The 24,671-nt window shown below is 44.0% G+C and carries 27 protein-coding genes; 16 read left to right on the top strand and 11 right to left on the bottom strand.

Features of this window, described 5'->3' with window-relative positions:
• The first annotated feature begins 133 nt into the window (after window positions 1-133).
• The 5 genes from hutI (at window position 134) to PBN151_RS32460 (ending at window position 4,534) form a co-directional block, all read left to right on the top strand.
• Window positions 134-1,417 (top strand): imidazolonepropionase, encoded by a 1,284-nt coding sequence (gene hutI, locus PBN151_RS03170; protein WP_072727619.1) that lies wholly within the window; start codon window positions 134-136, stop codon window positions 1,415-1,417.
• A 498-nt stretch (window positions 1,418-1,915) separates the two neighbouring features.
• Window positions 1,916-2,767: a hypothetical protein gene (locus tag PBN151_RS03165; protein ID WP_175560591.1), complete on the top strand. Its 852-nt coding sequence runs from the start codon at window positions 1,916-1,918 to the stop codon at window positions 2,765-2,767.
• 407 nt (window positions 2,768-3,174) lie between these two features.
• Window positions 3,175-3,471 carry a hypothetical protein gene (locus PBN151_RS03160; protein WP_072727617.1) on the top strand — a complete coding sequence of 99 codons (297 nt, stop codon included), beginning with the start codon at window positions 3,175-3,177 and terminating at the stop codon, window positions 3,469-3,471.
• A gap of 637 nt (window positions 3,472-4,108) precedes the next feature.
• Entirely contained in the window at window positions 4,109-4,408 is a 300-nt protein-coding gene (locus tag PBN151_RS03150; protein WP_265332068.1) for a response regulator transcription factor, read from the top strand.
• Between the two features lie 3 nt (window positions 4,409-4,411).
• Complete coding sequence (locus PBN151_RS32460) at window positions 4,412-4,534, top strand: hypothetical protein (protein ID WP_370510395.1); 123 nt, start codon at window positions 4,412-4,414, stop codon at window positions 4,532-4,534.
• Between the two features lie 182 nt (window positions 4,535-4,716).
• On the opposite strand, the gene PBN151_RS03145 is transcribed toward PBN151_RS32460, so the two are convergent.
• The gene (locus PBN151_RS03145) at window positions 4,717-5,118 is read right to left on the bottom strand and encodes a RidA family protein (RefSeq protein WP_072727614.1); all 402 of its coding nucleotides are present in this window, start codon (window positions 5,116-5,118) and stop codon (window positions 4,717-4,719) included.
• Window positions 5,119-5,594: 476 nt separating this feature from the next.
• On the opposite strand from PBN151_RS03145, the gene PBN151_RS03140 reads away from it, so the two are divergent.
• From PBN151_RS03140 to PBN151_RS03115, 6 genes are all read left to right on the top strand, one after another.
• Window positions 5,595-6,035, top strand: a complete 441-nt coding sequence (locus PBN151_RS03140) for a LytTR family DNA-binding domain-containing protein (RefSeq protein WP_072727613.1) — start codon at window positions 5,595-5,597, stop codon at window positions 6,033-6,035.
• Between the two features lie 11 nt (window positions 6,036-6,046).
• Window positions 6,047-6,517, top strand: coding sequence for a DUF3021 domain-containing protein (locus PBN151_RS03135; protein ID WP_083544837.1), 471 nt, complete (start codon window positions 6,047-6,049; stop codon window positions 6,515-6,517).
• Window positions 6,518-7,240, top strand: a complete 723-nt coding sequence (locus PBN151_RS03130; protein ID WP_072727611.1) for an ABC transporter ATP-binding protein — start codon at window positions 6,518-6,520, stop codon at window positions 7,238-7,240.
• Between the two features lie 2 nt (window positions 7,241-7,242).
• Window positions 7,243-7,971, top strand: a complete 729-nt coding sequence (locus PBN151_RS03125; protein ID WP_072727610.1) for an ABC transporter permease — start codon at window positions 7,243-7,245, stop codon at window positions 7,969-7,971.
• Window positions 7,972-8,099: 128 nt separating this feature from the next.
• Window positions 8,100-8,327 (top strand): LSm family protein, encoded by a 228-nt coding sequence (locus tag PBN151_RS31735; protein ID WP_072727609.1) that lies wholly within the window; start codon window positions 8,100-8,102, stop codon window positions 8,325-8,327.
• A 233-nt stretch (window positions 8,328-8,560) separates the two neighbouring features.
• Window positions 8,561-9,007 carry a hypothetical protein gene (locus tag PBN151_RS03115; RefSeq protein ID WP_072727608.1) on the top strand — a complete coding sequence of 149 codons (447 nt, stop codon included), beginning with the start codon at window positions 8,561-8,563 and terminating at the stop codon, window positions 9,005-9,007.
• A gap of 113 nt (window positions 9,008-9,120) precedes the next feature.
• Here the strand turns inward: PBN151_RS03115 and PBN151_RS03110 are convergent, their stop codons facing one another.
• Both PBN151_RS03110 and PBN151_RS03105 read right to left on the bottom strand, forming a co-directional pair.
• Window positions 9,121-9,780, bottom strand: a complete 660-nt coding sequence (locus PBN151_RS03110) for a PadR family transcriptional regulator (RefSeq protein WP_072727607.1) — start codon at window positions 9,778-9,780, stop codon at window positions 9,121-9,123.
• A 32-nt stretch (window positions 9,781-9,812) separates the two neighbouring features.
• On the bottom strand, window positions 9,813-11,039 hold the full coding sequence (locus PBN151_RS03105) for an MFS transporter (RefSeq protein ID WP_072727606.1): 1,227 nt from the start codon (window positions 11,037-11,039) through the stop codon (window positions 9,813-9,815).
• Window positions 11,040-11,291: 252 nt separating this feature from the next.
• Between PBN151_RS03105 and PBN151_RS03100 the strand changes: the two genes are divergently transcribed.
• Entirely contained in the window at window positions 11,292-12,206 is a 915-nt protein-coding gene (locus PBN151_RS03100; RefSeq protein ID WP_072727605.1) for a DMT family transporter, read from the top strand.
• Window positions 12,207-12,420: 214 nt separating this feature from the next.
• On the opposite strand, the gene PBN151_RS03095 is transcribed toward PBN151_RS03100, so the two are convergent.
• The 3 genes from PBN151_RS03095 to PBN151_RS03085 form a co-directional block, all read right to left on the bottom strand.
• On the bottom strand, window positions 12,421-12,960 hold the full coding sequence (locus PBN151_RS03095) for an amidohydrolase (protein WP_265332070.1): 540 nt from the start codon (window positions 12,958-12,960) through the stop codon (window positions 12,421-12,423).
• The gene (locus PBN151_RS30600; protein ID WP_139295259.1) at window positions 12,960-14,009 is read right to left on the bottom strand and encodes a hypothetical protein; all 1,050 of its coding nucleotides are present in this window, start codon (window positions 14,007-14,009) and stop codon (window positions 12,960-12,962) included. Before PBN151_RS30600 ends, PBN151_RS03095 begins: the two co-directional genes overlap by 1 nt.
• Before the next feature lie 1,331 nt (window positions 14,010-15,340).
• On the bottom strand, window positions 15,341-17,911 hold the full coding sequence (locus PBN151_RS03085; protein WP_072727603.1) for a helix-turn-helix domain-containing protein: 2,571 nt from the start codon (window positions 17,909-17,911) through the stop codon (window positions 15,341-15,343).
• A 157-nt stretch (window positions 17,912-18,068) separates the two neighbouring features.
• On the opposite strand from PBN151_RS03085, the gene PBN151_RS30960 reads away from it, so the two are divergent.
• Window positions 18,069-18,242 carry a tautomerase family protein gene (locus tag PBN151_RS30960; protein ID WP_175560590.1) on the top strand — a complete coding sequence of 58 codons (174 nt, stop codon included), beginning with the start codon at window positions 18,069-18,071 and terminating at the stop codon, window positions 18,240-18,242.
• A gap of 191 nt (window positions 18,243-18,433) precedes the next feature.
• The gene (locus tag PBN151_RS03080) at window positions 18,434-18,760 is read left to right on the top strand and encodes an NIPSNAP family protein (RefSeq protein WP_072727602.1); all 327 of its coding nucleotides are present in this window, start codon (window positions 18,434-18,436) and stop codon (window positions 18,758-18,760) included.
• 253 nt (window positions 18,761-19,013) lie between these two features.
• Here PBN151_RS03080 and PBN151_RS03075 read toward each other — a convergent pair whose 3' ends face one another.
• On the bottom strand, window positions 19,014-19,337 hold the full coding sequence (locus tag PBN151_RS03075; RefSeq protein WP_175560589.1) for a GerAB/ArcD/ProY family transporter: 324 nt from the start codon (window positions 19,335-19,337) through the stop codon (window positions 19,014-19,016).
• Window positions 19,338-19,587: 250 nt separating this feature from the next.
• On the opposite strand from PBN151_RS03075, the gene PBN151_RS03065 reads away from it, so the two are divergent.
• Window positions 19,588-20,001 carry a hypothetical protein gene (locus PBN151_RS03065; RefSeq protein WP_227774327.1) on the top strand — a complete coding sequence of 138 codons (414 nt, stop codon included), beginning with the start codon at window positions 19,588-19,590 and terminating at the stop codon, window positions 19,999-20,001.
• Window positions 20,002-20,801: 800 nt separating this feature from the next.
• Here PBN151_RS03065 and PBN151_RS03060 read toward each other — a convergent pair.
• The 4 genes from PBN151_RS03060 to PBN151_RS03045 form a co-directional block, all read right to left on the bottom strand.
• Entirely contained in the window at window positions 20,802-20,984 is a 183-nt protein-coding gene (locus tag PBN151_RS03060) for a hypothetical protein (protein ID WP_072727600.1), read from the bottom strand.
• A 225-nt stretch (window positions 20,985-21,209) separates the two neighbouring features.
• The gene (locus PBN151_RS03055; RefSeq protein ID WP_072727599.1) at window positions 21,210-21,956 is read right to left on the bottom strand and encodes a hypothetical protein; all 747 of its coding nucleotides are present in this window, start codon (window positions 21,954-21,956) and stop codon (window positions 21,210-21,212) included.
• A 360-nt stretch (window positions 21,957-22,316) separates the two neighbouring features.
• A complete protein-coding gene (locus tag PBN151_RS32475) occupies window positions 22,317-22,778 on the bottom strand; it encodes a BC1872 family protein (RefSeq protein WP_072727598.1) in 462 nt (153 codons plus the stop codon).
• Window positions 22,779-23,128: 350 nt separating this feature from the next.
• On the bottom strand, window positions 23,129-23,500 hold the full coding sequence (locus tag PBN151_RS03045; RefSeq protein ID WP_072727597.1) for a hypothetical protein: 372 nt from the start codon (window positions 23,498-23,500) through the stop codon (window positions 23,129-23,131).
• Between the two features lie 431 nt (window positions 23,501-23,931).
• Between PBN151_RS03045 and PBN151_RS03040 the strand changes: the two genes are divergently transcribed.
• A complete protein-coding gene (locus PBN151_RS03040; protein WP_072727596.1) occupies window positions 23,932-24,582 on the top strand; it encodes an MBL fold metallo-hydrolase in 651 nt (216 codons plus the stop codon).
• Window positions 24,583-24,671: the final 89 nt, after the last annotated feature.

Genomic DNA, 24,671 nt, shown 5'->3' with positions numbered 1-24,671 from the left:
TGACGACTGAAATTTTCTAACTACTAACTGCGAATAAATAAACTACTAACTACTTGCTCACTAAAGGTACTAACGGCGAAGTACCAACGGAATATTTCCTAACCTTAATACACAGCGAGGGAGGTTGCTTTCATTGGAACAGATTGATTTGCTTCTAACAGGTATCGGATGTTTATACACCCCCGAAGGTAATGGACCCAGATATGGGGAAGAGATGGGGCGAATTCAGGAAATTGCGAATGCAGCAGTCGCCATTGATAAGGGAAAGATCGTATTGGTCGGACATAAGGATGAAGTGATGGCTGCCTTGGCAGGAGCAGCTATTCGCGAGACGATTGATGTCGGAGGCCGCATCGTGACGCCTGGGTTAGTCGATCCGCATACGCATCTCGTTCATGGCGGCTCCCGTGAGCACGAGCTAGCGATGAAGCGCTCAGGAGTGCCCTACCTTGATATTCTGGCGAAGGGCGGCGGAATTCTAAGCACGGTCAAATCGACTCGGCAATGGAGCGAGCAAGAACTGTACAACAAGGCTTATCGAAGCCTGAATGAAATGCTGCTTCAGGGGGTGACCACGATCGAGGCGAAGAGCGGCTATGGCCTGAACTTGGAGACAGAACTGAAGCAGTTGCGCGTCTCGCGTCGACTTCATGATACGCATCCGGTGGACATTGCCTCTACCTTTATGGGAGCACACGCTGTACCGGAAGAGTATAAGGGGCGGACAGAGGAATTCGTGGCCGTAATCATTGAGGAAATGCTCCCGGCCATTGCAGCAGAAGGATTAGCGGAATTTTGCGACATCTTTTGCGAAGAAGGCGTATTTGACGTGGAGCAATCCCGTGTTATCTTGATGGAGGGCAGACACCATGGACTTATTCCGAAAATCCATGCAGATGAAATTGTTGCACTAGGCGGCTCTGAACTGGCGCAAGAGGTGGGAGCGATCTCAGCTGAGCATCTGGTAATGACAACCGATCAAGGATTAGCTAGTCTGGCCGCAGGGAAGGTTGTTCCGGTTCTGCTTCCGGGAACGACCTTCAACCTTGGTCTATCCCAGCATGCCCGCGCCCGCGATATGATCGACAAGTTCCGGCTGCCTGTCGCTCTCTCGACCGACTACAATCCGGGATCATGCCCGACGGAATCGATCCAGCTCATCATCATGCTGGCATCCTTGAATTTGAAAATGCAGCCTGAAGAGATTCTGACAGCATGCACGTTGAATGCAGCTGCTGCGATCGGACGTGCAGCAGACATCGGCTCTATCGAAGTCGGCAAGCGGGCAGACTTGACCATCTTCGATGCTCCTAATCTAGCCTACTTGCCGTATCATTTCGGCATCAATCATACATTCGGCGTCATCAAGAACGGCATGCAGGTTGTATGGAACCGTGCCATAACGGCACAAGCGTAAGATTTTCTTGTAAAGAATCGACAGTTATCATACGACCTAATCTGAGGCTGCCTTAGGCAGCCTCATTTATTGTTTGATTATTTCAAGCGTAGAATTAAATGTGAAGAAAAAAGTTGAGATTTGGAATGGATTGTGATAACCTAAATTATACAATCTTATGTAAACTTATGTAAACTTTTTAATTAGCCTCTGATGAATGACAAGAAATCTATTCTACTTGTTCTCCTACTTCAAGAATATTCATTTTCTTCCTCTCGAGAATAGGAATAGTTAATTTCAAATAACCCCTATATCGTTTTCCATATGATAATTGAGAACTAGTAATAAAAACATGGTCGAAAGTTGGCTTTGCTAGGCTTTTGAAAGTGTTAGGATTTCAGAAGCATATGCATGAGGAGAAGAACGGTATTCACCAATTCTACTGGGAAGGTGAGAATCATTAAACACTGTTTTTATTATGCAATAATGCAACATATAAATAATATTTTTGACACTAATATGAGCGAACCTGAAATTTTCCTTTATTTTGGTGGTTATGATTTTAGTGTACAGAGGAATGAAAATGAGTTTTATGAAAACGTTTCAATAAAAGGAAACATAATAGATACAGAGCATTTTTCTTCATTTACAAACATTAAATTGGATATTTTAAATTTTAATGATACCGATAAAGCTACAAATTTCATTATTGATAAAGTGTCTTTAAAGAAGAATCAACTTGGAATAGTTAATAGCTACTATTTATCTTTTGATGCCGTTAATTATAAGAAAAATAACGGAAGCCACATTATCATAATCGAAAAATATGATGAACATACGAAATCATTCATCGCTAGCGATCAAAGATATACGCAAGAGCACATTACGCTTAATGATCTCGTCGTTGCTTTAACAAGTAATAATAATACGGATGTTGAATTAATTAATTTGCTTTATGATGAGAGACCAGATGTACAAAAGATCAGAGGCAACATTCCTATCATTCTAAATAAGAATGCAGAAAAAAATGTATCGAATTGCACAAAAGAATTCGGAAAATTAAAAGCACTGCTCGAGCAAATGAATAATTCAGATGCATTTTATCGCTCGTTATCATTTTACGAATTAATGAGATCCATTAAGTCCGTGGATGGACCAATCTCTTCAAAAAATTATTTGATTAAAAGTGAGTACATAAATAATCCACTCCTTATAGAACTATTGGAAAAGGCAAACAGAAAATGGGAAAGATTATGTCTGGATTTATATAAGGCACATTCTACTGATGAACCTTTACATTTTAAGGATAGTATAGAGGTGCTCGAAGAACTCGAATATTCGTTTCACGATGCCATGATCTCATATTTATAGTTTTAGGTGTGTGTACTAGGCAAAAAGGAGGTAAGAACATGGAATTGAAAGTAATTCCTTTGGGAGCTAGCGTCCTCCCTGATAAAAGAAGTTAAATGAAGAGTGATTGAGACAAAACACTCTCAATATTTCCTTTTCTGGCCACCCTAGGAACACACGGATAACTAGAGGTGCTCGAAGAATTCAATATTCATTTCATAATGCCATGATCTCACTTATATAGTATTAGGTGTGTGTACTAGGCAAAAGGAGGTGAGAACATGGAATTGAAGGTAATCCCTCTTGGAAAAGATAATGTTGTTTCGAAAATGTAATTGAATAGTGATTGAAAAAACAAGATATTTATCATATTTTTCTTTCTGACCATTCTAGTACACACACCTAAAATTATAAGTAGATGAAGGTAAATGATTTATCAGTTGCAGCTTTACAATTTACCGTTTAAGAAGGTGATTACAGTAGAAAAGTGCACTTACTGTTATAATGATATCTTTTCGAATTCAATCTATAAAAATGGAAGAGTTTTGAAAAATGTTGTAACTAATGAATCTTTCTTCGTACACGAAGAAGCTTTTAAAATCATTAGCACGACAATTGATGGAAATGCAACCTTTGAAGAATTATATAATAGTAAATATTCAATTGAAGAGTTTGAAAGTTTTATACAAGATTTAGTGGATAAACAAATATTACTTGCAAAATAACAAGAAAATACATGAAGAGATTCATTCCAATTACTGAACTTTAGTCTTAATTCGTGCTGTTAAATGTACAATTCTCAAACGATAAAATCGAATTTTTTGATATGAGGCACACGGAGCCTATTCTCCGTGTGTTTTTTGTAAGCAGTAACAGTCAGTACAACCCGGACACTGAAGTGAACTATGAGCTGGAACCAGTTATTCCGCATTTACCAATCGTGGCGTTGAAATCAACGAATGAAAACATATTGTCAGAATCTATGCAGAGAAGCAGAAGGCATTCTTGCAAACGGCATCGGTGGCGCATCGTGACCCAGGATAGGTCAATCCGCACATTTTGTTCATGCGGTTCGCGCGAGCAGGAGCTTGCCATCAAGTGCTCTGGTGTGCCATTTTCGGGCATCTTGGCCTTACTTGCCATATCATTTCGGAATCAATCATACATTCGGCGTCATCAAGGACGGCGTGCAGTAGAAAAACATCAAGGCGTTAGCCATGATGGGTTTGGCCATGCATTCAAGCGCTTATATGGGATTGCGCTTGAAAGCTATCACGTCACTTCCGTTTGGCATCCATTTATCATCAGGTCTATTATTTGGGTGGTCCAATGAATATTCATTCCTCAACCCACCATTTAGTCATGGAAGGATTAAAGAACCGAATAAACGAGGAGAATGATCTTCATGTAGTCGGAACTTTCACGGATCCACGCGAGGGTATTCAAGAGCTGAACCATGTAAAGCCAAATGTATTCGTGATAGATTTTTCAATGCCGCATATGGATGGCTTCGAAGTGGCGAAGCTATGTAAAGAGAAATTCGGGCTAGCTATGAAAATTATTATGTTGTCCGGCTACTCTTATAGGAGTTCTACCAAAAAGCGTACGATATTGGAGTCCATGCTTATGCTTAAACTAATTGCTCAAGAAAAGAGCAATTAAGAAATCGCTGTTATTCTTGCGATGAGCAAGAGAACCGTTGAATATCACATTGCATCAATTATTGATATGCTTGGAGTTAAGACGCGCATTGGTGCCCTCGTAAAGGGCTACGATCCGGTTTGCTAATAAATCGAACCCAGTAGAATGGTGGATACAGAACGCAATTCTTTAGAAGATCGCACTCTCTATTATTCCTCAGCGCGGTTAATGATAAGGAAGTCCATCTGTACGAGAGCTATCCAGCCTTACCATAAAGAACTCCCCCTCACTGAGGGGGAGTTACATATCAACATGATGTGAGCCGTTTATCAGCCTGCAGCCCATACATCCAGTTCAATTTTCAATTCAGGAAGACCTAATCCAGCAACATAGGCAATCGTCATGGAAGGAGGTGTAGCACCGAATACGTTATTCCACTCCGCATCGAAATGAGCCCAGTTGATTTCTTCCGTCGCCCAAATATTTACTTTCACGACATGATCAGGAGTTAGCTTCTGAGAAGCAAGGAGGGCAACAATGTTGCTCATCGTGTTCGTTACCTGTTCGTTGAAGTCAGTGGGAATGTGATTGTTTTGATCGATTCCAATTTGACCAGAAAAAACATACAGCTCCGCATCTCTGCCAATTTTGGTTACATGACTGTATTCTCCAACCGGCTTTGCAATCGATTCAGGATTATATCTGGAAACGATAGGATTGATTTGTGTCATAAGTAATATCTCCTTTTAAATGGTTTCGGTTATTTCCTTCAAAATGGACAGACTTATCCCGTCACATTGAATTCTAGAAGAAAACAGCAGTAGAATACCCGATACCGGAGGATAGGCTTCTCAAAGATCTCTTTTTCATCAGGTATTCACTCCTTCCCATTTAAAAGCGAATTATTTGACATAAAACACCTAAATTATAGCATTAGTTATGCTGAAATACTAGGGAATGTTCACTTGGTGAAATGACAGACTTTCAAATTGCGCCCTCATTTCCGACCATACAAGAGAATAGATATAGAATCGGCACACGGAGGCTCTTTCTCCGTGTGTTTTTTGTTTGGCGAAAGTGCTGCCGTACAAAGAGTGCAGTTAAATTGCAACCAGTTATCATCCGAAAACGACCGTCTATCGCGAATTCATTTACAGCAGTGGGGAATCTTCCTATAGTTAGAACCGAGAGAAGGGGATGAGATGACGTGAAATTCGAAGTATCGATCGATCCATCTTGTACAGAGCCGAAGATCATCATCCTAACCGACAAAATGACGGATGAAATATCAGAAATCATGAAGCGGCTGTCAGAGACTTATATAGATGCCTTGCCTGTATTTTCAGATCGCGGTGTAGAAATCGTCGATTGCAAGCATATTGTCCGAATTTACGCAGAGAAACAGAAGGTGTTCCTTCAAACGATCGCCGGTATCTACACTGTTCGTTCTAGGCTGTATGAATTGGAAGAAAAGCTCGATAGCGAATGCTTCGTCCGCATTTCGAATTCGGAGATCGTGAACATCAAGATGATTCGGAACATGGATATAAGCATGACGGGAACGATTGGCGTGTCGCTCGCTGGAAATGTGAAAACTTATGCTTCTAGGCGTTATGTTGCAAAAATCAAGAAACTGTTCGGTATATGAGGTGAATCATCGTGAAAAATCTACTTAATCGAGTTGCCGGTGGCTTCATTATCGGCGTAATCATTGGACAAATCGTCCAGATCATTATTTCGTTCTCTGTAGGTCAGGGGGAATATATGCCGGTTGTCGAACAATTTCGATCTTATTTCCATAATGGGACGATAGCCGTTATCGTGCAGAATCTGCTGACCGGATTAATAGGGATTACCTTCGCAACTAGCTCACTCGTGTTCGATGTGGCGAAGTGGGGACTATTGAAGCAGTATTTCATTCATTTTTGCATCACGGCAGCTGTATGGATTCCGGTCGTTATTCTGCTGTGGATGCCGCAGACGTCCCGTAATGTGCTTATGTTCCTGCTCAGCTTTCTAGGCACCTATATCATTACTTGGGTAACGCAATACGTCATATCGAAGAATGACATCAAACAGATTAATGCTGCGATTCAGTTGAAGCGATTCGAAGAGGGAGGCGAGGAATAGATGAGCATTGTAGTCAAGAAGCTATCCCAAACTTATACAGGGCGCAAGGCTGTCGACAATCTATCGCTGACGATTGAACAGGGAGAATTCTTTGCATTGCTTGGTCAAAATGGTGCCGGAAAGACGACCACGATTAAAATGCTAAGCTGCCTGCTTCCCCCTACGAGCGGCGATGCATGGATGGCAGGCGATAGTATTGTCACCAATCCGACGGCAGTAAAGCAGAACATAAACCTTTCGCCGCAGGAAACGGCAGTCGCCCCGAATCTTACGGTGAAGGAGAATCTAGAATTCATTGCGAGCATTTATGGATATAACCAGCGAGAGGCCAAGCATAAATCGATGGATTTGATGGATAGGTTCGGGCTTACAGAGCGGGCGAGAAGCAAAGCCAAGACACTATCAGGCGGGCTTCAGCGCCGACTAAGCATTGCGATGGCACTCATTTCCAATCCGAAAATCATCTTCTTGGATGAGCCGACGTTAGGGCTCGATATTCGAGCTAGACGTGATTTATGGGGGATTTTACTGGAGTTGAAAGGCAAGATCACGATTATCGTAACGACGCACTATTTAGAAGAGGTAGAGGCGCTTGCGGATCGAGTTGGTATTATGCACGGCGGTACCTTGCATGCGCTCGGAACAGTCGAGGAGTTAAAAAGAAAAACCGGGAAATCTTCGCTAGAAGAAATATTCCTCGCATTAACAGAAGAGGAGGCCTGATTATGAAATACTTCGCATTTGCTTCACGCAATCGTAAGGAAGTTTTACGAGATCCATTGACCCTTCTATTTGGAATGGGGCTTCCGGTTATCATGATCTGTCTTTTTTCACTCATGCAGAAGAACATGCCCGTTGCTCTATTTCAAATCGAGAATATAACGCCAGGTGTGATCGTTTTTAGCTTTTCATTCATTACGTTATTCTCAGGAATGCTGGTCGGGAAGGATAGAAGCAGCTCATTTCTGATGCGGATCTTCGCTTCGCCCATGTCGGCATCCGATTATATCATCGGATATGCGCTTCCCTTATTGCCAATTGCGGCTCTGCAAATTGCTGTGTGCTTGATTACAGCCTTTTTCTTAGGACTTTCCATACATTTGAATGTGCTGGTAGCTATTATTCTGCTCTTGATGATGGCGCTTCTGTATATTGGGTTTGGACTGCTGCTGGGGACATATTTCACAGACAAGCAAGTTGGAGGGATATTTGCGATTTTCGTTAATCTATCCGCATGGCTTAGCGGAACATGGTTTGCACTGGATATGATCGGGGGTGCATTCCAGTCAATCGCCTATGTATTGCCGTTCGCTCATGCAGTAGATGCTGCACGATATGCGTTGGCTGGCGAATACAGCAAGCTAGTTGTCCCTTTTATTTGGGTAGCAGGCTATGCGGTCTTCATTTTTGCTATCGCGGTGATGAGCTTTAAGAAGAAAATGAAGGGACAATAACTTTGTTCATAGATTGAAAATGGTAAGGAGATGCTGCTAGGCAGACAATATCCCCTCGCTAGGAAGTGTATTCGCCGTGTCCCAATTGGATTTGTGTCATATGGTGAATAGGGAGGAGGGGAACAACAATGGAAGCCTATCATAATTGCTTGTACTGTATGAACAAAAAAGTTCGTATCCTGACGATGGATCGGAAAGAGTACCGAGGGACAGTTGTTAAGGTAGATTATCAAAATGTCTATTTGCGTCCCGAAGCGAATTATGGAGCTGTAAGAACGTCAGGCTTTTTTCCTTTCGTTAATAACGATATCATAACCCTAAGCTTATTCACATTACTCGCTATTGCATTGATATAACTTGATGGATCCGGAGCTCGGCATTTGCCGGTCGATTTTGTCTCATGACGAGCTTCGGGCTTACATATTCTTTGTTTTGTTTGAGTCTACTCATTTCATAAAAAAGTAAATTTATTCATTGAATCATGTCATGACGCTACCCTAGTGGGCAGCATATTTGAATCGTAAAATGATAGATAGAACGACACCTCAGACTCCTTGCGCTTCAAACTATTTTAGGAGGTCATTAATTGATGAAAAAACAGATCATAGCAGGTATTTTGGGGCTTACTATGGTAGCTGGCCTATCCACGCCAGCGTTTGCAGCAATTGATTTTTTTAATGAGATTGAAAATAACGATACGTTTAAGCGTGCTAATGAGTTTCCTCTAAAAACACATACCATGATCAATGGTAAAGCATCCCGCGATGACGATTACGACTATTTTAAGTTTAAGGCTCCTGAGACTACATTCTATACATTTGACTTTGGCGCTGCTAACATTGAGCTTCCTGTTGAGGGAGCCGAAGTGACCCTGTATGATGCCAATAGAAAGAAAATCACGAGCGGAGCAGTGGACTCGCGCAACGAATTGAAATTTTCTGAGAAGTTGATAAAGGATCAGGAATATTTTATTCGAGTAGAGAACAATTCCAGCAGATTTTATGATTATATTTTAGAAGTTTATAAAAGAAACTGATCGCAACATCAAAATGTCGACTCGTTTTCCCGATGAATGATTTATTCATCGGGATTTTTCTTTTAGGTCACGCCCATTGATTAATCAGATAACGGAAAATGATTATATATGTGTTAATCTTTCATTAAATTGCCATAATACTTCTTGAATAAAGGTTCGACGTCCGAAAATCGAATATACACTTCATCAGGCAAATCTGATTTGTCGATATCCTGCGACCAAAGTGCGGAACAGGACTCCACTAGTTCGATCGTGTCTTTACACCAGCTTATATAATGGATTTCTTGTTCCAAACCTCTTCTTATGACCGCTGAGCTCATTAAAATCCGTGAATTCATGACATTACGCTCTCGGATGCTTTCCCAGCGCTCATGAAGAATGCGTTTCATCTTGGCTAACCGCTGTTCCCGCTCCTTTTGATAGGCCTTTAGCTGGAAAATAACCTCCTCTGCGGGAATGTTGTCCATAAAGAAGACCTGCATCAGAAAGGAGTCCTTAAGCTTCGGCGTTTCCGGAGGCGAAAGCAGCCAGGAGATCAGCTCCTGCTTGCCTTTTTCCGTGATGGCGTAGATCTTTTTGTCGGGTTTGCCCGTCTGCGGCTGCATGCGGCTTGTAATGTAATCCTCCTGTTCTAAACGTCCAAGTTCCGGATAGATTTGTGATAAATGTGAATGCCAAAAGATGCTCATAAAATCATCAAATTCCTTTTTGAGATCATAACCAGTCGCTTCCCATTTACTAAGAAAGCCCAAAATTCCAAACTTCAACGACATCGTTTCTACTTCCTTTCTGTCATTTTCATATATTAAACCGCCACTGTTTCATTATTCGTTTGCTCTGCGGAGTTTCCTTTACCAAGAGATGGTATAGCCAAAATTCCGGCAATTCCGAGTATAAGCAACATTCCGCTGATCACGAGAACCGTCGTTGTTACTCCCCATGTCGAAAGCAACACTCCGGTCAGCAATATACCTGGCAGAGCCGCACTGGTTGAAATCATATGGTACATGCTGAAAACGCGAGTGTAGTTATCCTTCTCCACAATATCCTGAACGTAGGTCACAAATGTAATGTTAAAGCATCCTAGTGCAATTCCCTGCACGAAAAAGAGGGGCAATATCACCAGCCAATTTTGGATTGCATATAAGCTGCCGATGCTGATACAAAGGGTGAAAAATGGAGGGACTATCAGCCATTTTCTCTCTATCTTTTTATACCATTTTGGAACGAGAGCCGCACCCACGATCATGCCGGAAAGGGAAGCTGTTCCGATAAAACTTAGATTTTCAACGCCTGAACCAAGCACATCCCTTAAAAAGGAGAGCAGAATCAAATCCACTGAGGAAGCAATGAACATGGCAATCGTCAAAAAAACAAACAACGTGCCGAGCTGGCGGTGACGAGCAATATAAAGGACACCTTCTTTCATCAAAGTCCATTGGCCACGGCGTTCCGGCATTTCCTGTTTCACCTTTGGCTTCATGCGCATAATGCACATCAGCGAACATAGGAGAAGAAAGGCTGAAAACAACAGCAACGAAGCAGGCGAGGACCCGTTTTTGAGCATAAAGGCGGTAAAGATCTGACCTGTTATTTTGACGACCGTATAGCCCATCTGAAGCCAGCTATTCGCTGATGGACGTTCTTTTTCGCTAACGATTTGAGGGAGGAGAGACTGACTGGCTGGCATGAAAAATAAACCGACAATGCTTTCTGAAATTAGGAGCGCATATACCCACGGCATCGGGATCATATTTGAGAGTAAAAAGAACAGGATCATACCGCTCATGCGGACGACATTTGACCATACCATCACATGCTGCAGCGTTTTTCCGGATATCCAGGCTCCGGCAGGCAGGGCTAGCAGCACAATAGGGAGATAGTATGCCACATAGAAAAACGTAAAGGATTCTGTTCCGCTCGACTTGATTTCAATCCATTTGAGTAGCGAGAAAAAGAGTATGGAGTCCGCAAAAACGCTCAGGACTCTTCCGGCAAATAATTGCCTGAAGGCTTTGTGACGCAGCAGCATATAATGACCACCTTTTTGGTTAATGTTGGTGTAGTCATTGTAAATGATATCACTTTATGAGTAAAGTATTATATATAAATATTTATTTATAAAATATAAAAATCTTTGGAGCGTAACATTTTACCGAATGAGCGGCCTTCAATAGGCTTGCATTCCCTACTATTTTTTGTGTGCCTTTCTAATTATACTTACATGTGTACATGGTAACGAACGCTGTATAGTTGATTAACACATTGTTTAGGGGGAGCAGTATTGAAATCACCGCTTATGTCTTATGCGACTTTATTTCTCGGGGTGTTGGCATTATCGACTTCAGCTATCTTCGTGAAGTTAGCAGATGCGCCGGCTGGCATTACGGCGTTTTATCGGATGTTTTTTGCAGCGGTTATGCTGCTGCCGTTTCTTCTCGCGGACAAAGAGAGAATGCGAGAAATATGTTCATTGTCGAAGAAGCAATGGGGGTATGGACTGCTGTCAGGCTTATTTCTAGCCACGCACTATGTGCTCTGGTTTGAGTCATTGAATTACACGTCAGTCGCAAGCTCAACGGTGATCGTGACCTTGCAGCCGCTCTTTTCCATGGCGGGAGGCTACTTTTTGTTTAAAGAACGCTTCCGTATAGGGGCCATACTCGGTTGTATCGTAGCGATTGCAGGAAGCTTCGTCATCGGGTGGCAGGACTTCCAGATTAGCGGGCAGGCGCTGTTCGGCGATATTCTTGCCTTTATTGCGGCAGGAGTCATTACGGCTTACTTCTTTGTTGGCCAGCATGTTCGCAAACAGTTGTCGCTCGTTCCATATTCCATCATTGGCTATGCAAGCAGTGCGCTCTTGTTAAGTCTCTTTTCCTTCAGTCAGCAAACATCCTTCTTCGATTATTCTGCTAACACCTGGTGGTCCTTTATCGGACTCGCCTTCATCGCCACGATTTTAGGTCAGACGTTATTCAATTGGCTGTTGAAATGGCTCAGTACGTCAGTCATTTCTATGAGTATTCTTGGAGAGACGGTCGGGACGTGCATCCTTGCTTATTTCATTTTGGATGAGATTATCACGGTTCAGCAAGGAATTGGCATTGCACTCATTTTGATTGGACTTGCTATGTTCTTACTACAGCAACGGCAGGCAACCGAGCAGCAGACAAATCGTACGGATTTCGGGGCATAGATAGAAAAGAGTATGAATACTCATTTCTAAATACTATTGTAAAAAAACTGCATCTCCCCTTTTTAGATGGTATCCATCGAAGGGGATGCAGTTTTTTATTGTGGTACTATATCAGACTATGATTCATGGCTAAAGTTTGATTTATCTGAGAATAATGGATGCTCCCTTACCTGACGTCACGGGGGTACGGGAGCAAAGGAATGCTCAAAATCGACTACTCATCTGCAGTGCCTGGTAACGGTTGACCTGCTTGGAGCAATAGCTTGCTGGCATCTTCTTTGGATAGATTCGTAATGTCGTATTTCTTGCCTGTCTTGTTTTCCAGTTGCCGAATTGCGGCAAGCTGAGAATGTGTAGCCGGCTGTTCACTGATGAGCCGTTCGATATTGCCGAATGCAATTTTGTTGATTAATTCTGGATCGTCTAATGCGTCAAGCAGCATGTACATGGCTTGAATTGCGTTTTCTTCGCTCGTGAGGCCGTAACCTGAATCCGTGCTTAGCAAAAAGCGATCCGGAAACTCCTTGATGATAGGGACGAAATCCTCCAGCTTATAGGCACTGGATGGATTAAATGCCGTAAAGCCTGCGAAAAAATCCACGTAGACATTCGGGTGTTCGCTTAGCAGTGAGCGTATATTTTCGGGAGAATTGTAGGCATTTGCATGCCCAAAGATAAATATAGTATCTGGGTATTTCTTGGCCGCTTCCTCCAGTTTCAGCATCGGGATGCCTTGAGGAGGATCAATATGCATCAATATAGGGGCCTTGTACTCGGCACATAATGCATAGAGGTCAGGCAAAATACCATCCATTGGATGCTCTGTCTTCCATATGGAATGTGCGAGTGCTTCCGAGTATGTAGATGCGATCGCAATGCAGCCAAGTCAGATAGTGCATTTCCGCAGCAGAGTACATGATACCTGCCAGCTTCATCCTCAACCCAGTTACCAAATTGGATTCCACGAAAACCATACAATTCAATTAAATGATCAGGACGGCTTACGCCAGATGGTTCCTGAGAGTGTCTAATCACATTTTCCGGAACCCTACGTTTCCAGCGCTCAGCATTTTCTACTCTAGCTTTGTCGCTCTCTATTTTCTTTGAAAGCGTCCAATTCCAGTCTCTTCCCTCTTCCGAAGAAAAAGCTTTTGATAATAGACTGCGGTAACCAATTGTCGTACTTCGACGAGATGAATTTACAAATAAGGATTTAAAGCGGTTGCCCAGGGCTAACCAGAAACGAAAATTCATCAGTTCAGGTTCAGCCTCTAATTTGAGACGATATGTCGAATAACGCGCCTTATAGAAGTCCTCTCGAAGCTGGTTAATAGCTTCTCGAACCAGTTGTTCATTCGTGGCTGTTGAAAGCCGTATTCGTAATTCTCCAACGGCTTGAATAAAATATTCCCGCTCCAAAGGGTCATCCTCAGGACGCTGACATACCCTGTCCCAGAGCAACTTAATGGCATAGGCTGCTTGAGATGTAAATCCCTCCTCACGGAGCTGCTCGGCTTTAAAATCGTCTAACAGCTCGTTTTTGCACACCATTTTATATGCTAGGGTAGGGTCCTCTTCGATAGCTTTCTGCCATTCTGCTGAAAATCTTGCCATTGCAACTAAATGCTTTCTGGCGCCGTGCAATTCTTCCCCACAGTCATATGCATATTTCTTTCCTGTACCTGTATTGAGCGTACCGATTCTATGATCCACGCTGGGATTTACAGTAACAGGCCTAGAAATTGTAGCCTGTTGTAAAGAAGGAAAGTAATCAAAAAGATAAAATGAAAGCTGTTCCACCATTATCTATTACCTCCATAGGTTCCCCCGCTTCAGGCGGGGGGAAATGTGATCCGTCACCGCCTGACCGATGTGAAATCTATGGTCTAAATCCATTCGGGATTTAGAGTCTTCCTTTTACCTCCGGTATTACTCCTACCGAATGTAAATCATCGTTTGATTCGACTAAACTGGTTAATTCAGTTTGTTTTTCTTCTCGATGTTGGAGTAATAAGGAATTTGCTTAATGTTCTCTCTAGCATTGGGTGTATTGCACAGATGGAATGCATTATCTAGGATACCTCCTTCATTGTAGGAGTTAATTATAGTCTGTTTATTCTTGCTATCAAAAGGAAGAAACGGTTTACGTGCCACTGATAAGGTCGATTGATTCTGGATGGAGAAAATAGAGTATTAGACTGGCAACTTTGATTTGTTGAGATTTTCGGCTAAGAAAAGCGTCAGCCTTTAAAAAGTATAGACTGTACCATCGAGGAGTCGTCAAAGAGACTTAATCCAGAAAATAAAGTGTTTTCTTAGTGCTTAGATTAAGATAAGGCTCCTTTAAAAGCACTACATGCTACCCGCGTATGTTCTTTAATTAATATTTGGTAAGGATTATAATGGAGGGGAGCGTAGCCCAAGCGAAGGCCTGAACGCCTATGACTTCGGAAGCCCAGCGGGGCGCAGACGAGGGTATGTTGTGATGTCACAGTACCCCTTGGACAACTTCATATGGCCTGAGCCGAAGATCCCTGAAGATTAAAAAGTAGCGCATGCTCCTTCACTTGCAGCATGCGCTCTAAGGAAAATTGGGCTTCGTTCCCATGCATTCATTCTATCATTAACTCTTATTTCACTGTGTACAACTTTAGGCAAAACCGTTGAAATCGCCGGGGATTCGTTGACCCCCAGGGCTATATCGCACGCAATATCGGTTGCTATTGGAAAAAGTATTCCCTATGTGGAAATTCCCGTCGAAACTATACGTTAAATAAGTCCAAGCGGAGCAAGAACGTTTGACTTTATTAATAATGAGGAGCTAAGAATTGATATTGCTGAAGTCCGGAAGTTACACCCCGGCTTGCTAACTTTTGATGAATGGTTACAAAATATAGAGTTTCTGCTCGCCTAGGAGCTGTAATAAAAACGAAATTTTTAAGAAAACATCCGAAATCCGTCCCTAACGAAGAGGCCATTCCTTGCGGGATGGCCTCCTGCTTGTCATTGCAGAATCAGATACCCTCGAAAAATAGTCCTTTAATTTTGCCGTTCAAGCGTTCAAGGAGGCTGGTGGAAGCATGAAGCCATCGGTAAGGCAAGGCGTCATTTGTGCATTCCATTCGGGAGTGCCCCTATACTTCTAACGCATAAGAAACGGCCTGCTCTCTCGTCATTCCTCTTCCGATCGTAATGGCCTCGTTAAACGGCTCATCGCCGCATTCTAGCCTGCAGGTTCGTTTCGCTTGCTCATAAATCAATTGAAACTGAGGCTGAGCCGCGGAGCCAAGCTTCGCTCTTAATTTCTCGGAGACTCCGATAAGCGTAGCGGCCGCCCGGTATTCTCCCAGCCCGCACAACGAGCTTGCAAGTCCCTCGACTCCTCGCGCGAGGAACCACGTTCTCTGATACGTTTGGCAGATGGCGATGCCTCTCTTGAAGAGTGCGAACGCTTCTTTGGGCTTCCGCCGGTTTAACGCGATATATCCCAATGTCCGCAAAGGTCCCGACAACTCCAAATCGTCTTTTGCTTTCTCGAATAGAGAGGCGCTTTCGACGAGCAAGGGTTCGGCTCGTTCCCAATGCTGTTGCACCACCAGAATGTTGCCCAGAGAACCTAAGGATGACGCGAGGCTCCAATCGTCGCCTGAATTCCTGGCATGAAGCACGCTCTCTTCCGCTAACCGGATCGCTTCGTCCCCTAAGCCCGAACTCGATGCCAGCTGAGTCAGCATGCGAAGCTGAGATGCCAGGAGCGCCGGATGTCCGAGCTTGCGAGCTTCATCCGCGCTTTGTCTGGCCAAATCTTCGGCTTCCTCGACTTCTCCCATAACCCATAGCAACACGCTAAGACCATGCTTCGCTTTGACCGCGTGTTCTTGAACGGAAGCTTGACCGTGCGTCGCCAGAGCCGTTCGAAGCAGCGCGGATCCTTCCTGCAAGGTCCCTTCATGCAGCCAATAATAATAGAGGCAGGCTGCCATTCGTATTGCAGCTCCCGCCTCCCGCGGATGATCGCAGGCTAATCTCAGCGCGGAGCGAATGTTGGCGTATTCCCGCCGAATCGCCACGAATGCGGCATCCCGGTCTCGACTGCGGAATCCCCGTTCCGCTCTATTTACGAACCGACAGTAGTGCTCGACGAAGCGACTGATCATCCGTTCGCGATCCTCGTCCGTGCAGTGCTTTTCCCGTTGTTCAATTCCAAATTGTTTAATGGTCTCGAGCATCGAATATCTGCGTCTAGGTCCGCTACTTGCCAAATCAACAGAAAGAAACGATTTATTGAATAGGCTAGCAACCAAGTTTAAGGCTTCCTGACGATCGAACCGTCCGAGCGACGGGTTCGATTCTTCATCCGCGCATATCTGTTCGACCGCGTCCAGCTCGAATCCCCCGTTAAAAGCACTCAGCTTCCGCAGCAGCTGCCGCTCTTGCTCAGTGAGCAGGGCGAAGCTCCACTCCAGGGTGGCTCGAAGCGATTGATGACGGGGGGCAGCCGTTCGCCTCCCGGCTGTAAGGACGGCGAACAAATCGGACAGCCGTTCGTCGATTTGCTCGATACTGAGCACGTTCGTCCGGGCGGCAGCCAGTTCTATGGACAGCGGGATGCCCTCCAGGCGTTCGCAGATCCGTCCGACGATCTTCACGTCCGCTTCCGTCACGCGGAAGGAGGGAGATACAGCGGTCGCGCGCTCGATAAACAGCTGAACGGACTCGCAGGACAGAATGGCGTCATCTGCTGCATGATTCCGCAGCTCATTCTCCGTGGGGAACGTGAGCGGCGGAATCCTCCATACGCGCTCCATGCCGATGTTCAACGGCTCCTGGCTGGTGGCCAAAATGGCGACCTTAGGGGATGCCGACAACAACCGCTCGATGAGAGAAGAGCAGAAATCGATCAAGTGCTCGCAATTGTCGAATACGAGAAGCATGCATTTGTTCCGGATATGGTCCAGCAAGGATTCGATAAGCGGCCGTTCCTTCTGTTCCTTGATGTCCAACACCGATGCAATGATTCTCAGCGCCGAGAGCATATCCATCGCCGAAGCGAGCTCGAACAGCCACACGCCGTCGGGATAAGAGAGGCAGGCGTCCGAGGCGACCTTATACGCCAGGCGCGTCTTGCCGCTTCCCCCGGCACCTGCAAGCGTGACGAGGGGGTAGTCAGCAAGTTGTTGCCGAATCTCCCCGACCTGTTCGAGGCGGCCGATAAACGAGGACATTCTGCTGGGTAGATTCGTTGTCCCGTATGGCGCGGTTGCATTTCGCGGCGATTCATCGGTCCTGTGAACCGGCGAACCTTCCGATCGGATTCCGGAGTGAACGTTAGAATCGCTACCTGCAGAAGCATCCGCGAGAATCGCCTCGAACCATTGTTCGTCAAAGAGGGGATACATCCGGTTATTTCCTGACCTGTCGTCATGGAATCGACGAACCGTCTCCCAAAGTAACTGAGCCTCCGCGCTCTCGGAACCGCGAAGAAATTTTTGTTCAACTACAAAGAGTTGAATCAGCAGTTGCAGATTATGGGCGCTCGGAAGCCGTTCGCCATTTTCCCACTGCTGTATCGTCCTTGTCTCCACCCCGATCCGCTTGGACAGATCAATCTGCCGCAGCTTCGCCCTTCCAGTTGGGCCCGGTCTCTGCCGTAGTTTGCGAATCATCTCTTCCGGCCATACCCGATCCGTTTGATTACCCGCCATTAGTTCTCCTCCCGATAACACGAACTTACACGAACTCTTCGAACGAACTCGCCTGCATTCTTAGCATAGACCTCATCGTGCTAAGATTCAATCATACCGAACACGCCGGTTAAGCGTGAGGAAAAGACTAAGGGAAAACGATAAGGAGGAATGCGGCATGCCATTCGTACGCATCGCATTGATGAAGGTCAAATCGGCGGAGTATCAAAAGAAAGTAGGGGATATCGTGTATCAGGCGATGATCGACACGCTCAATGTACCGGCGAACGACCGTTCCAGGTCATTACGGAACACGACTCCTATGGCATGGTGTACGATCCCACGTAGCTGAACATACAGCGAACGGAGGACATGATGTTTATCCAGTTGTTCCTCAATGAAGGACGCACGGTTGATGTCAAAGAGCGGTTTCGAGGTCGGTTGTCTACCTATTAGTAGGTAATAATCGATATCGCTTGCGTGGACAATCAAATGGAACCCGCGACCGTTATGCTTGCGAATTTGAATGAGGAGGCGAGAACTTTGTTATATGAATTGCGGGTTTATCATATTCACCCGGGCAAGATGAAGGCGATCCAGGACCGGTTCCGGGACCATGTCGTTGCTTTGTTCGCGAAGCACGGCATGAACGTGACGCAGTTCTGGGAAGACTGGGACGAAGGCGCGAATCGGCTGTACTATCTCGTCGAGCATGAAGACATGGACGCGCGCAACCTGAACTACGACCGCTTCCGCAACGATCCGGAGTGGTTGGCGATCAGACAGGTATCGGAGCTTGACGGACCGCTCGTGGCGAAGCTGGAAAGCCTGTTCATGAAGAACGCGGCCTTCTTCACGGCCATGTCATGAATGAAGCCCCAACCAACAAAGGCGCACTGCTTGACGACCATTCTGCCGCCGTATACGCCAACGGTACGTCCAACGTGACCGATCCATGACGAACCGCAGCGGGGTACACTGCAAGCCAAGAGCCGGAAGCTGTTCGCAGCGATCCGGCTCTTCCCTATGGCCGGCTTCGCGATGAAGCGCGACAAGCCGTTGCCTTGTGCTATCGCCGCTGCATGCCGCCCGCCTTGCTTCTGACCCAGTCGATCAGGAGAAGCTACAGCGGAATGAGGCTCTGCATGATCAGCCCGAGGGTCGGGTAGATCAAGACGAGATACGCGTGGAGTTCGCCGCTGTTATGGAAGATCCAGACCGAGCCGATCGCTGATAGCAGCGTGAGCGGGGCGATGAGCTCGCGGTAGTTCTGAATGCAGAACAGTAGGCTGACGCTTAGACACAGAATGAAGAGCGATACCGACACTTTAACGAAATTGCCCCTGACCCACAGCGCGACGGCGATCGCTTCCAGCCGCTCGAACGAGCCTTCGATGCCGATATATTGGATGACGCTCAGGAACGAATAGTTCAGCTTGCCAGTCAACTGATGATCTGGGCCTTTCCCGTTAACCGCTGAAGAAAAGGAAGTTATCTCTAGCCGAACGCAAATTCTCTCGGAGCATCTTGCCAAAATGGAGGCTCAGTACTTAGCGCTGGCAAGCATAATCGGGCGGACGCGAGAGAAATTGGATTTCTACAATGAGATATTAGAAAAGGGGGCAGAAATAAAATGAAAATCGCTTCAATTGGTTCTGGGAATATGGGAGGGACATTAGGCAAAAGATGGGCCGCTATTGGGCATAGTGTGCAAAAAATATCTTGGTGTTGCCGCTGAAAATAAAGTCTCGGGCACATCAGTTTTTAAGAGTAGGCAGACATACGAAGGCGTTAGAGATACTCGAAGAGTACTATTTTTAATGCCCCTTCTGTTATTATCTCCGAAGATAAGCGAAAATAGTTTTCGTGTTTACTATAAGCGATTAGTTGAAAGAGGAATGGCAAAGAGAAAAGCAATTGGTCATGTTTGTGGCAAAATAGCCCATGTACTATACTCTTGCCTTAAAAACAATGAAACGTACGATCCTGTCAAACATGCTAGTAAAATGGGAGTGACTTTAGAAGGCAATAAAGTAAGATTAAAGATTCCGGCTAATTTAGAAGATTTCGAACTCCAGGCTGATCAACTAGCAGACGATGATGTTTTATAAGTGATAAGAACCTACACTGCCTTATTTAGGATCAAAGAGAGCCCATACCCTTATAAATAGGAAAATTAATTTGCTTCCAAATACGGTTATGGGCTTATTTACTTTTCATAAGCACTACACTACATTAGACTGAGTGCTGCAGTCATGTTTGACCATCGCCGTTACCGGCTTGTCGCCCGGCAGCATGGCCGCATCCGGAAGGATCAGGAGCGCGAGCAGGGTAAAACCGGCCATCGCTGTCACCGGTATGCCGTCCCTATAATACTTTTCTAGTATACAACTATACTTTCTTAGTCTAATACTCTATTTTTCAGTCTATAACTTTATTTTCTTTCGTCAGATTCACCCGGCCTAGAGCACCAGTACGGAGAGGCTCCGGCTGCAGAGGAAGTCGGCCGGACCCGCGTCGTAGTGCTGCCCGTACCCCGTTGGGGAATGTGTGGAGCAGCTGCAGAAATCAGCATCCCACAGATTACTTCCTTCTGACAGCTGCGTAGAGCGGGCGAGCGTTTATCAGGAAGAAAATATATTAGTAACTACGATCGTTTATTCAGTTTATTTAAAACAGTTTTTCTTTTAATTCGATTCTCTTTTAGAATTTGAGCTTGTTCTTTTAAATGTATTTTCTTAGGTTTTTTGTTGTACGAAATAATTTTTGATTTATTATCCAATGCCCTAGCCCTCCTATATAATCTGAGGTTTAATTAGTAGCATTGTCGGTTTTTCATAGTAAATGTATACTTATCAGCTCCAAAAATAAAACACCTTTGCCTAGGCAAAGGTGCTATCAAACACGGGATTTATTTTTTTGAAGTAGTTGATTTAAACTCTACTGCGGTAGCAATTTCTCTTTGGGCCAAAGTGATCTCTTGGATTGCTTTAAGAACCTGTGCTCTTTTTTGTCGGTTAAGATGTAATAGCTCTCTTTGTGAGTGTATCTCAACCTTCTGCGGTTTGACTTCCATCTGATACTGCATCAACATTGAGAGTACCCTCCTTTCCAGATAAAGAAGTCCTCTGTAGTATGAGACAGAATGCGTGAATTAATCGGTAGACTTCTTTTATTTCTATAATATCACCACCAAGTGCGAGATACAATGCTTTAACATTACTCTCATCAAAGTGGAAATTATATATCCAGTCCCTCCCGCTCTCCATTTTCATATAGGTAGAAAGAACAGTACGTCCTGGATACGGGTTATTATATTTTACTTCACAGGGTTCATTGCAACATCTACTACAGAGTAAACTTCTGCATTATCCTTTGTGATTTCAAGCTCCTTTGGGCTGCTGCCAGTTGTACCTTTGTCAACTATTTTGACAAGCGTACCATTACGAATCTCGTAAATTGTATATGAACAAACAAAATCAAGTTCATGATAGTTCATACATCCATTTACAAGTCGGAACAGAGATTTATTCGTGTCTTTAATAAGTCCGACGAGATAGCTGATTGCTATCTCGTGCTTCTCAATCTCCTCTTCTAAATATTTTATCGATAAATCCTGTGAATCTTTAGTGTCTTGCAATATATCGGTTTGACCTTTGACGAAATCTATAGCTTTTTTTATTGCTTGACCATCTTTTGAATTCATCGTTGCGTTGATGAAATCATATAACGAACTAAATGAAGTATTGAAGTTGATTATTGGTTTCCATAGTTCATATTCATTTGGGCGCTTAGCCCTTAGAGCTCCTATATGAAATTCTGGACTAGCAATTGAGATCATTTTATTTATGTATTGTTGTACCAATATGAAATACACTATAAATACGAAGGCTATACCAATGGAAACAGTAATCCACACAGGCCAACCCAATACCACAGACACAACAGGCCCAATAATCGGTAATGTAGGTAGTGATATTTTACTTAATGCGCTTGCCGGCCTAATAATGCTAGGAAGCTTCTGAAAGGGAGCTTGTCCAGGCAATAACTCTCCATCGCCCCTCATCCTATTCTCTCATTTTTGCGAGAATAGGATCCAGCTTGTCTTTTGTAACTCCAAGAGAACTGTGATAGTTTACTTCTAAGTTCATCAAAATCGCCACCCGATCATCTTATCTTTACTTAGGTCAACTTGATGTCTGTTTCTAGGTTAAGGTTAAGGCAAGAGTATGTCAATTCCTCTAGAATATTCAACAAGGTTTTGAAGCCATAGACTACCCATGCATATGCTGACGTACGTGTCGAACTATTTGGATGTAACCAGATATGCCAAGTATAAACGAAAAGACCGCTTTGTTAATTCTATGCGTTCTTCTTGTTACCTCGCCTTTACTTCAAGTTTATCCTACATTTATGTTTAACTGTTCTATGCACACTTTGTCCGAAGAATGTAATTTATGATGATTGAGGATTTACAGATAGCCATTTCAGCTGTTTTGCTAGTCTCAATGACTAAATCATCAAATTTTAATGCCCAACATCTCCCCCCCTTATTTGTACAAGGGATTAGTGAGGTTCTGTTCTCTATAAGGATATGCTCATAAACACTAAATGCTGAAAAGATACATTCACTAGGTTTAAAGGAATGCATGCTCACGAACTTATCCTGAGTAGCGAAGTAGCCTATGTCGGGAGAGTTTGGAATCCATCTCATTACTTCAACGGCAATATAGTAGTTTTGCTTTTCATGTGGCCAAAGTTCAAAGTGCTGTATAAATTTCCTACAATGTGATCGAGACGATAAAATTTCATTATTATCGATTAACTCAAGAAGATTGGAGCGGGTGAGCTCGTAGATGTTTGTTAAACCAGAGTTAAATTCAATCATAATATAATTATGTTCCCTACTCGTCAAAATCGACGAATAGGGAAACTACTTCCTTGATTTTATTAAACCTAACTAATTATTTTGTCTACATCCATGAGATTTGAATTTCTCCAATATAGATTGCTATCAAGTTTGTTCTGAATGAACTAAATTGCGTAGCACAGAGTGGACTGTCGGAATATACTTATTGCCTCCACAAGTTTTACAAAACGCTACCGTATTGACAGAACATAATGGACAAGGCACATCCGTTCCATTTAATAAAGCGGTTACGCAAGAGCGAAGGGCATTTATTTTTCTCTTTGCTGAATCAATTGCGGATTCCCTCGACTCTATTGTTATAGCATTATTCAGGTTTGCTGATAGGCCTTCCATGTGATTTTATCTGTTCCGACAGCACTTGGTTCGGATACGTTTCCAAATAGTACGATACGATCCACACCGTATTTATCCCACATCATATCTAGCTTCCAATCGTATGCCCGATTTGATGCGCTATGATTGTGAGCGTCTATTAGTTTTATATCTTTATATTGTTGCGCCCAATCTTCTAATGTCTTGGCTGGTGGTACAGAAGCTGCCTCTTTTATATCGTCTTGAGCAGCACTTGAAGTGGCGGCTGGTTCTTCCTGCTGTGTAGACCCATACATAAATAAAGCTGTTAAGATCAGAACGAGTATTGCAAAAAGTGATGCCATGCGAATTTTGCTTTGCTTGGTCATGTTGATCCTCCCTGTACGTTGATCCCTTATCTACTAGTTGATAGCTCTCTTTTGTAGAGCAGTGCTTGCGAGGAAGTTACTTTTTTATTGCTAACTATATTGGATCATGTACTTGCATAGAGCCTAGCAACCCTGTTTCGCAGCCTCAGACACATTGGAAGAGTTGGAGTGCGATTCACTTGACTCTAAGATAACATTTTGTACTATGTATTCGGTATTCAGCTTATCACACCTAGCAGCAAATGGAAGGTGTCCGATCGGTTTTTGCCGAAGGGGAGACGCGCATATATATTGCTATCGGGCAATCACGGCATGGAAGGGATTGCAAACGAGAGAGTCCAGTTGACTTCGACAGGGTAGGGAAATATCTTAAGAATATAACAGATCAATAAGGACGGAAGCGGCTTCTATAAATGAAAGGTGGTATGTTTATGCGAATCAAATGGTTCGGGCAATCGGCTTTTTTATTGACTTCGCAGGCAGGAACAAGGATTTTGATTGATCCATACGGACGTCTGCTTCGTTATCGAATGCCTGAGGTAGAAGCGGATATTGTTCTGGTTACGCATGAACATCGCGATCATAATCAGATTCAGGTAGCGGTTGGCGATTACTTGCTTGTGAATGAGCCGAAGGAATACTCCTATGGTGACGGTGAGGTGCTGATCAGCGGCTTTAAGACCTTTCATGATAAAGTGAACGGCGCGAAAAAGGGTGATAATATTGTATTCCGCATTCAAGTCGATGGCCTGACTATCTGTCATTGTGGGGATCTGGGTCATCTATTGTCTGAAGAGCAAAGCCAAGCAATCGGCAAGGTAGACGTTCTTATGGCTCCGGTAGGCGGAAGAATGACCATTAACGGAGAGGAAGCTGCTCAGTTAATGCGCCAATTGCAGGCAACGATAACTATCCCGATGCATTACCGTACGAAGGCGCTCCGTCCACTAGGATTTCTGATTTTTGATAAGGTAGATAAATTTCTCGCAGCATCCGGTCAGCAGATTAGAAGCTATAAAGAGCTGGACATTACACAAGACAGTTTGTCTCAAGCCGCGGGCGTAGCCATCATGCAATATTGAGGGCAGTGGAGTATGAACGAACTTGACGGTAATGTAGAAAATGACGCTATTAACATTTTGCTAGAAAGTACCAAGCACATCCGTTATAA

Origin of the sequence: Paenibacillus sp. NAIST15-1, from assembly GCF_001894745.1 — a bacterium.
In the GTDB taxonomy this organism is placed as follows: domain Bacteria; phylum Bacillota; class Bacilli; order Paenibacillales; family Paenibacillaceae; genus Paenibacillus_B; species Paenibacillus_B suaedae.
The sequence above is the reverse complement of the archived record's forward strand: the minus strand, read 5'-3'. Positions and strand labels throughout refer to the sequence as shown.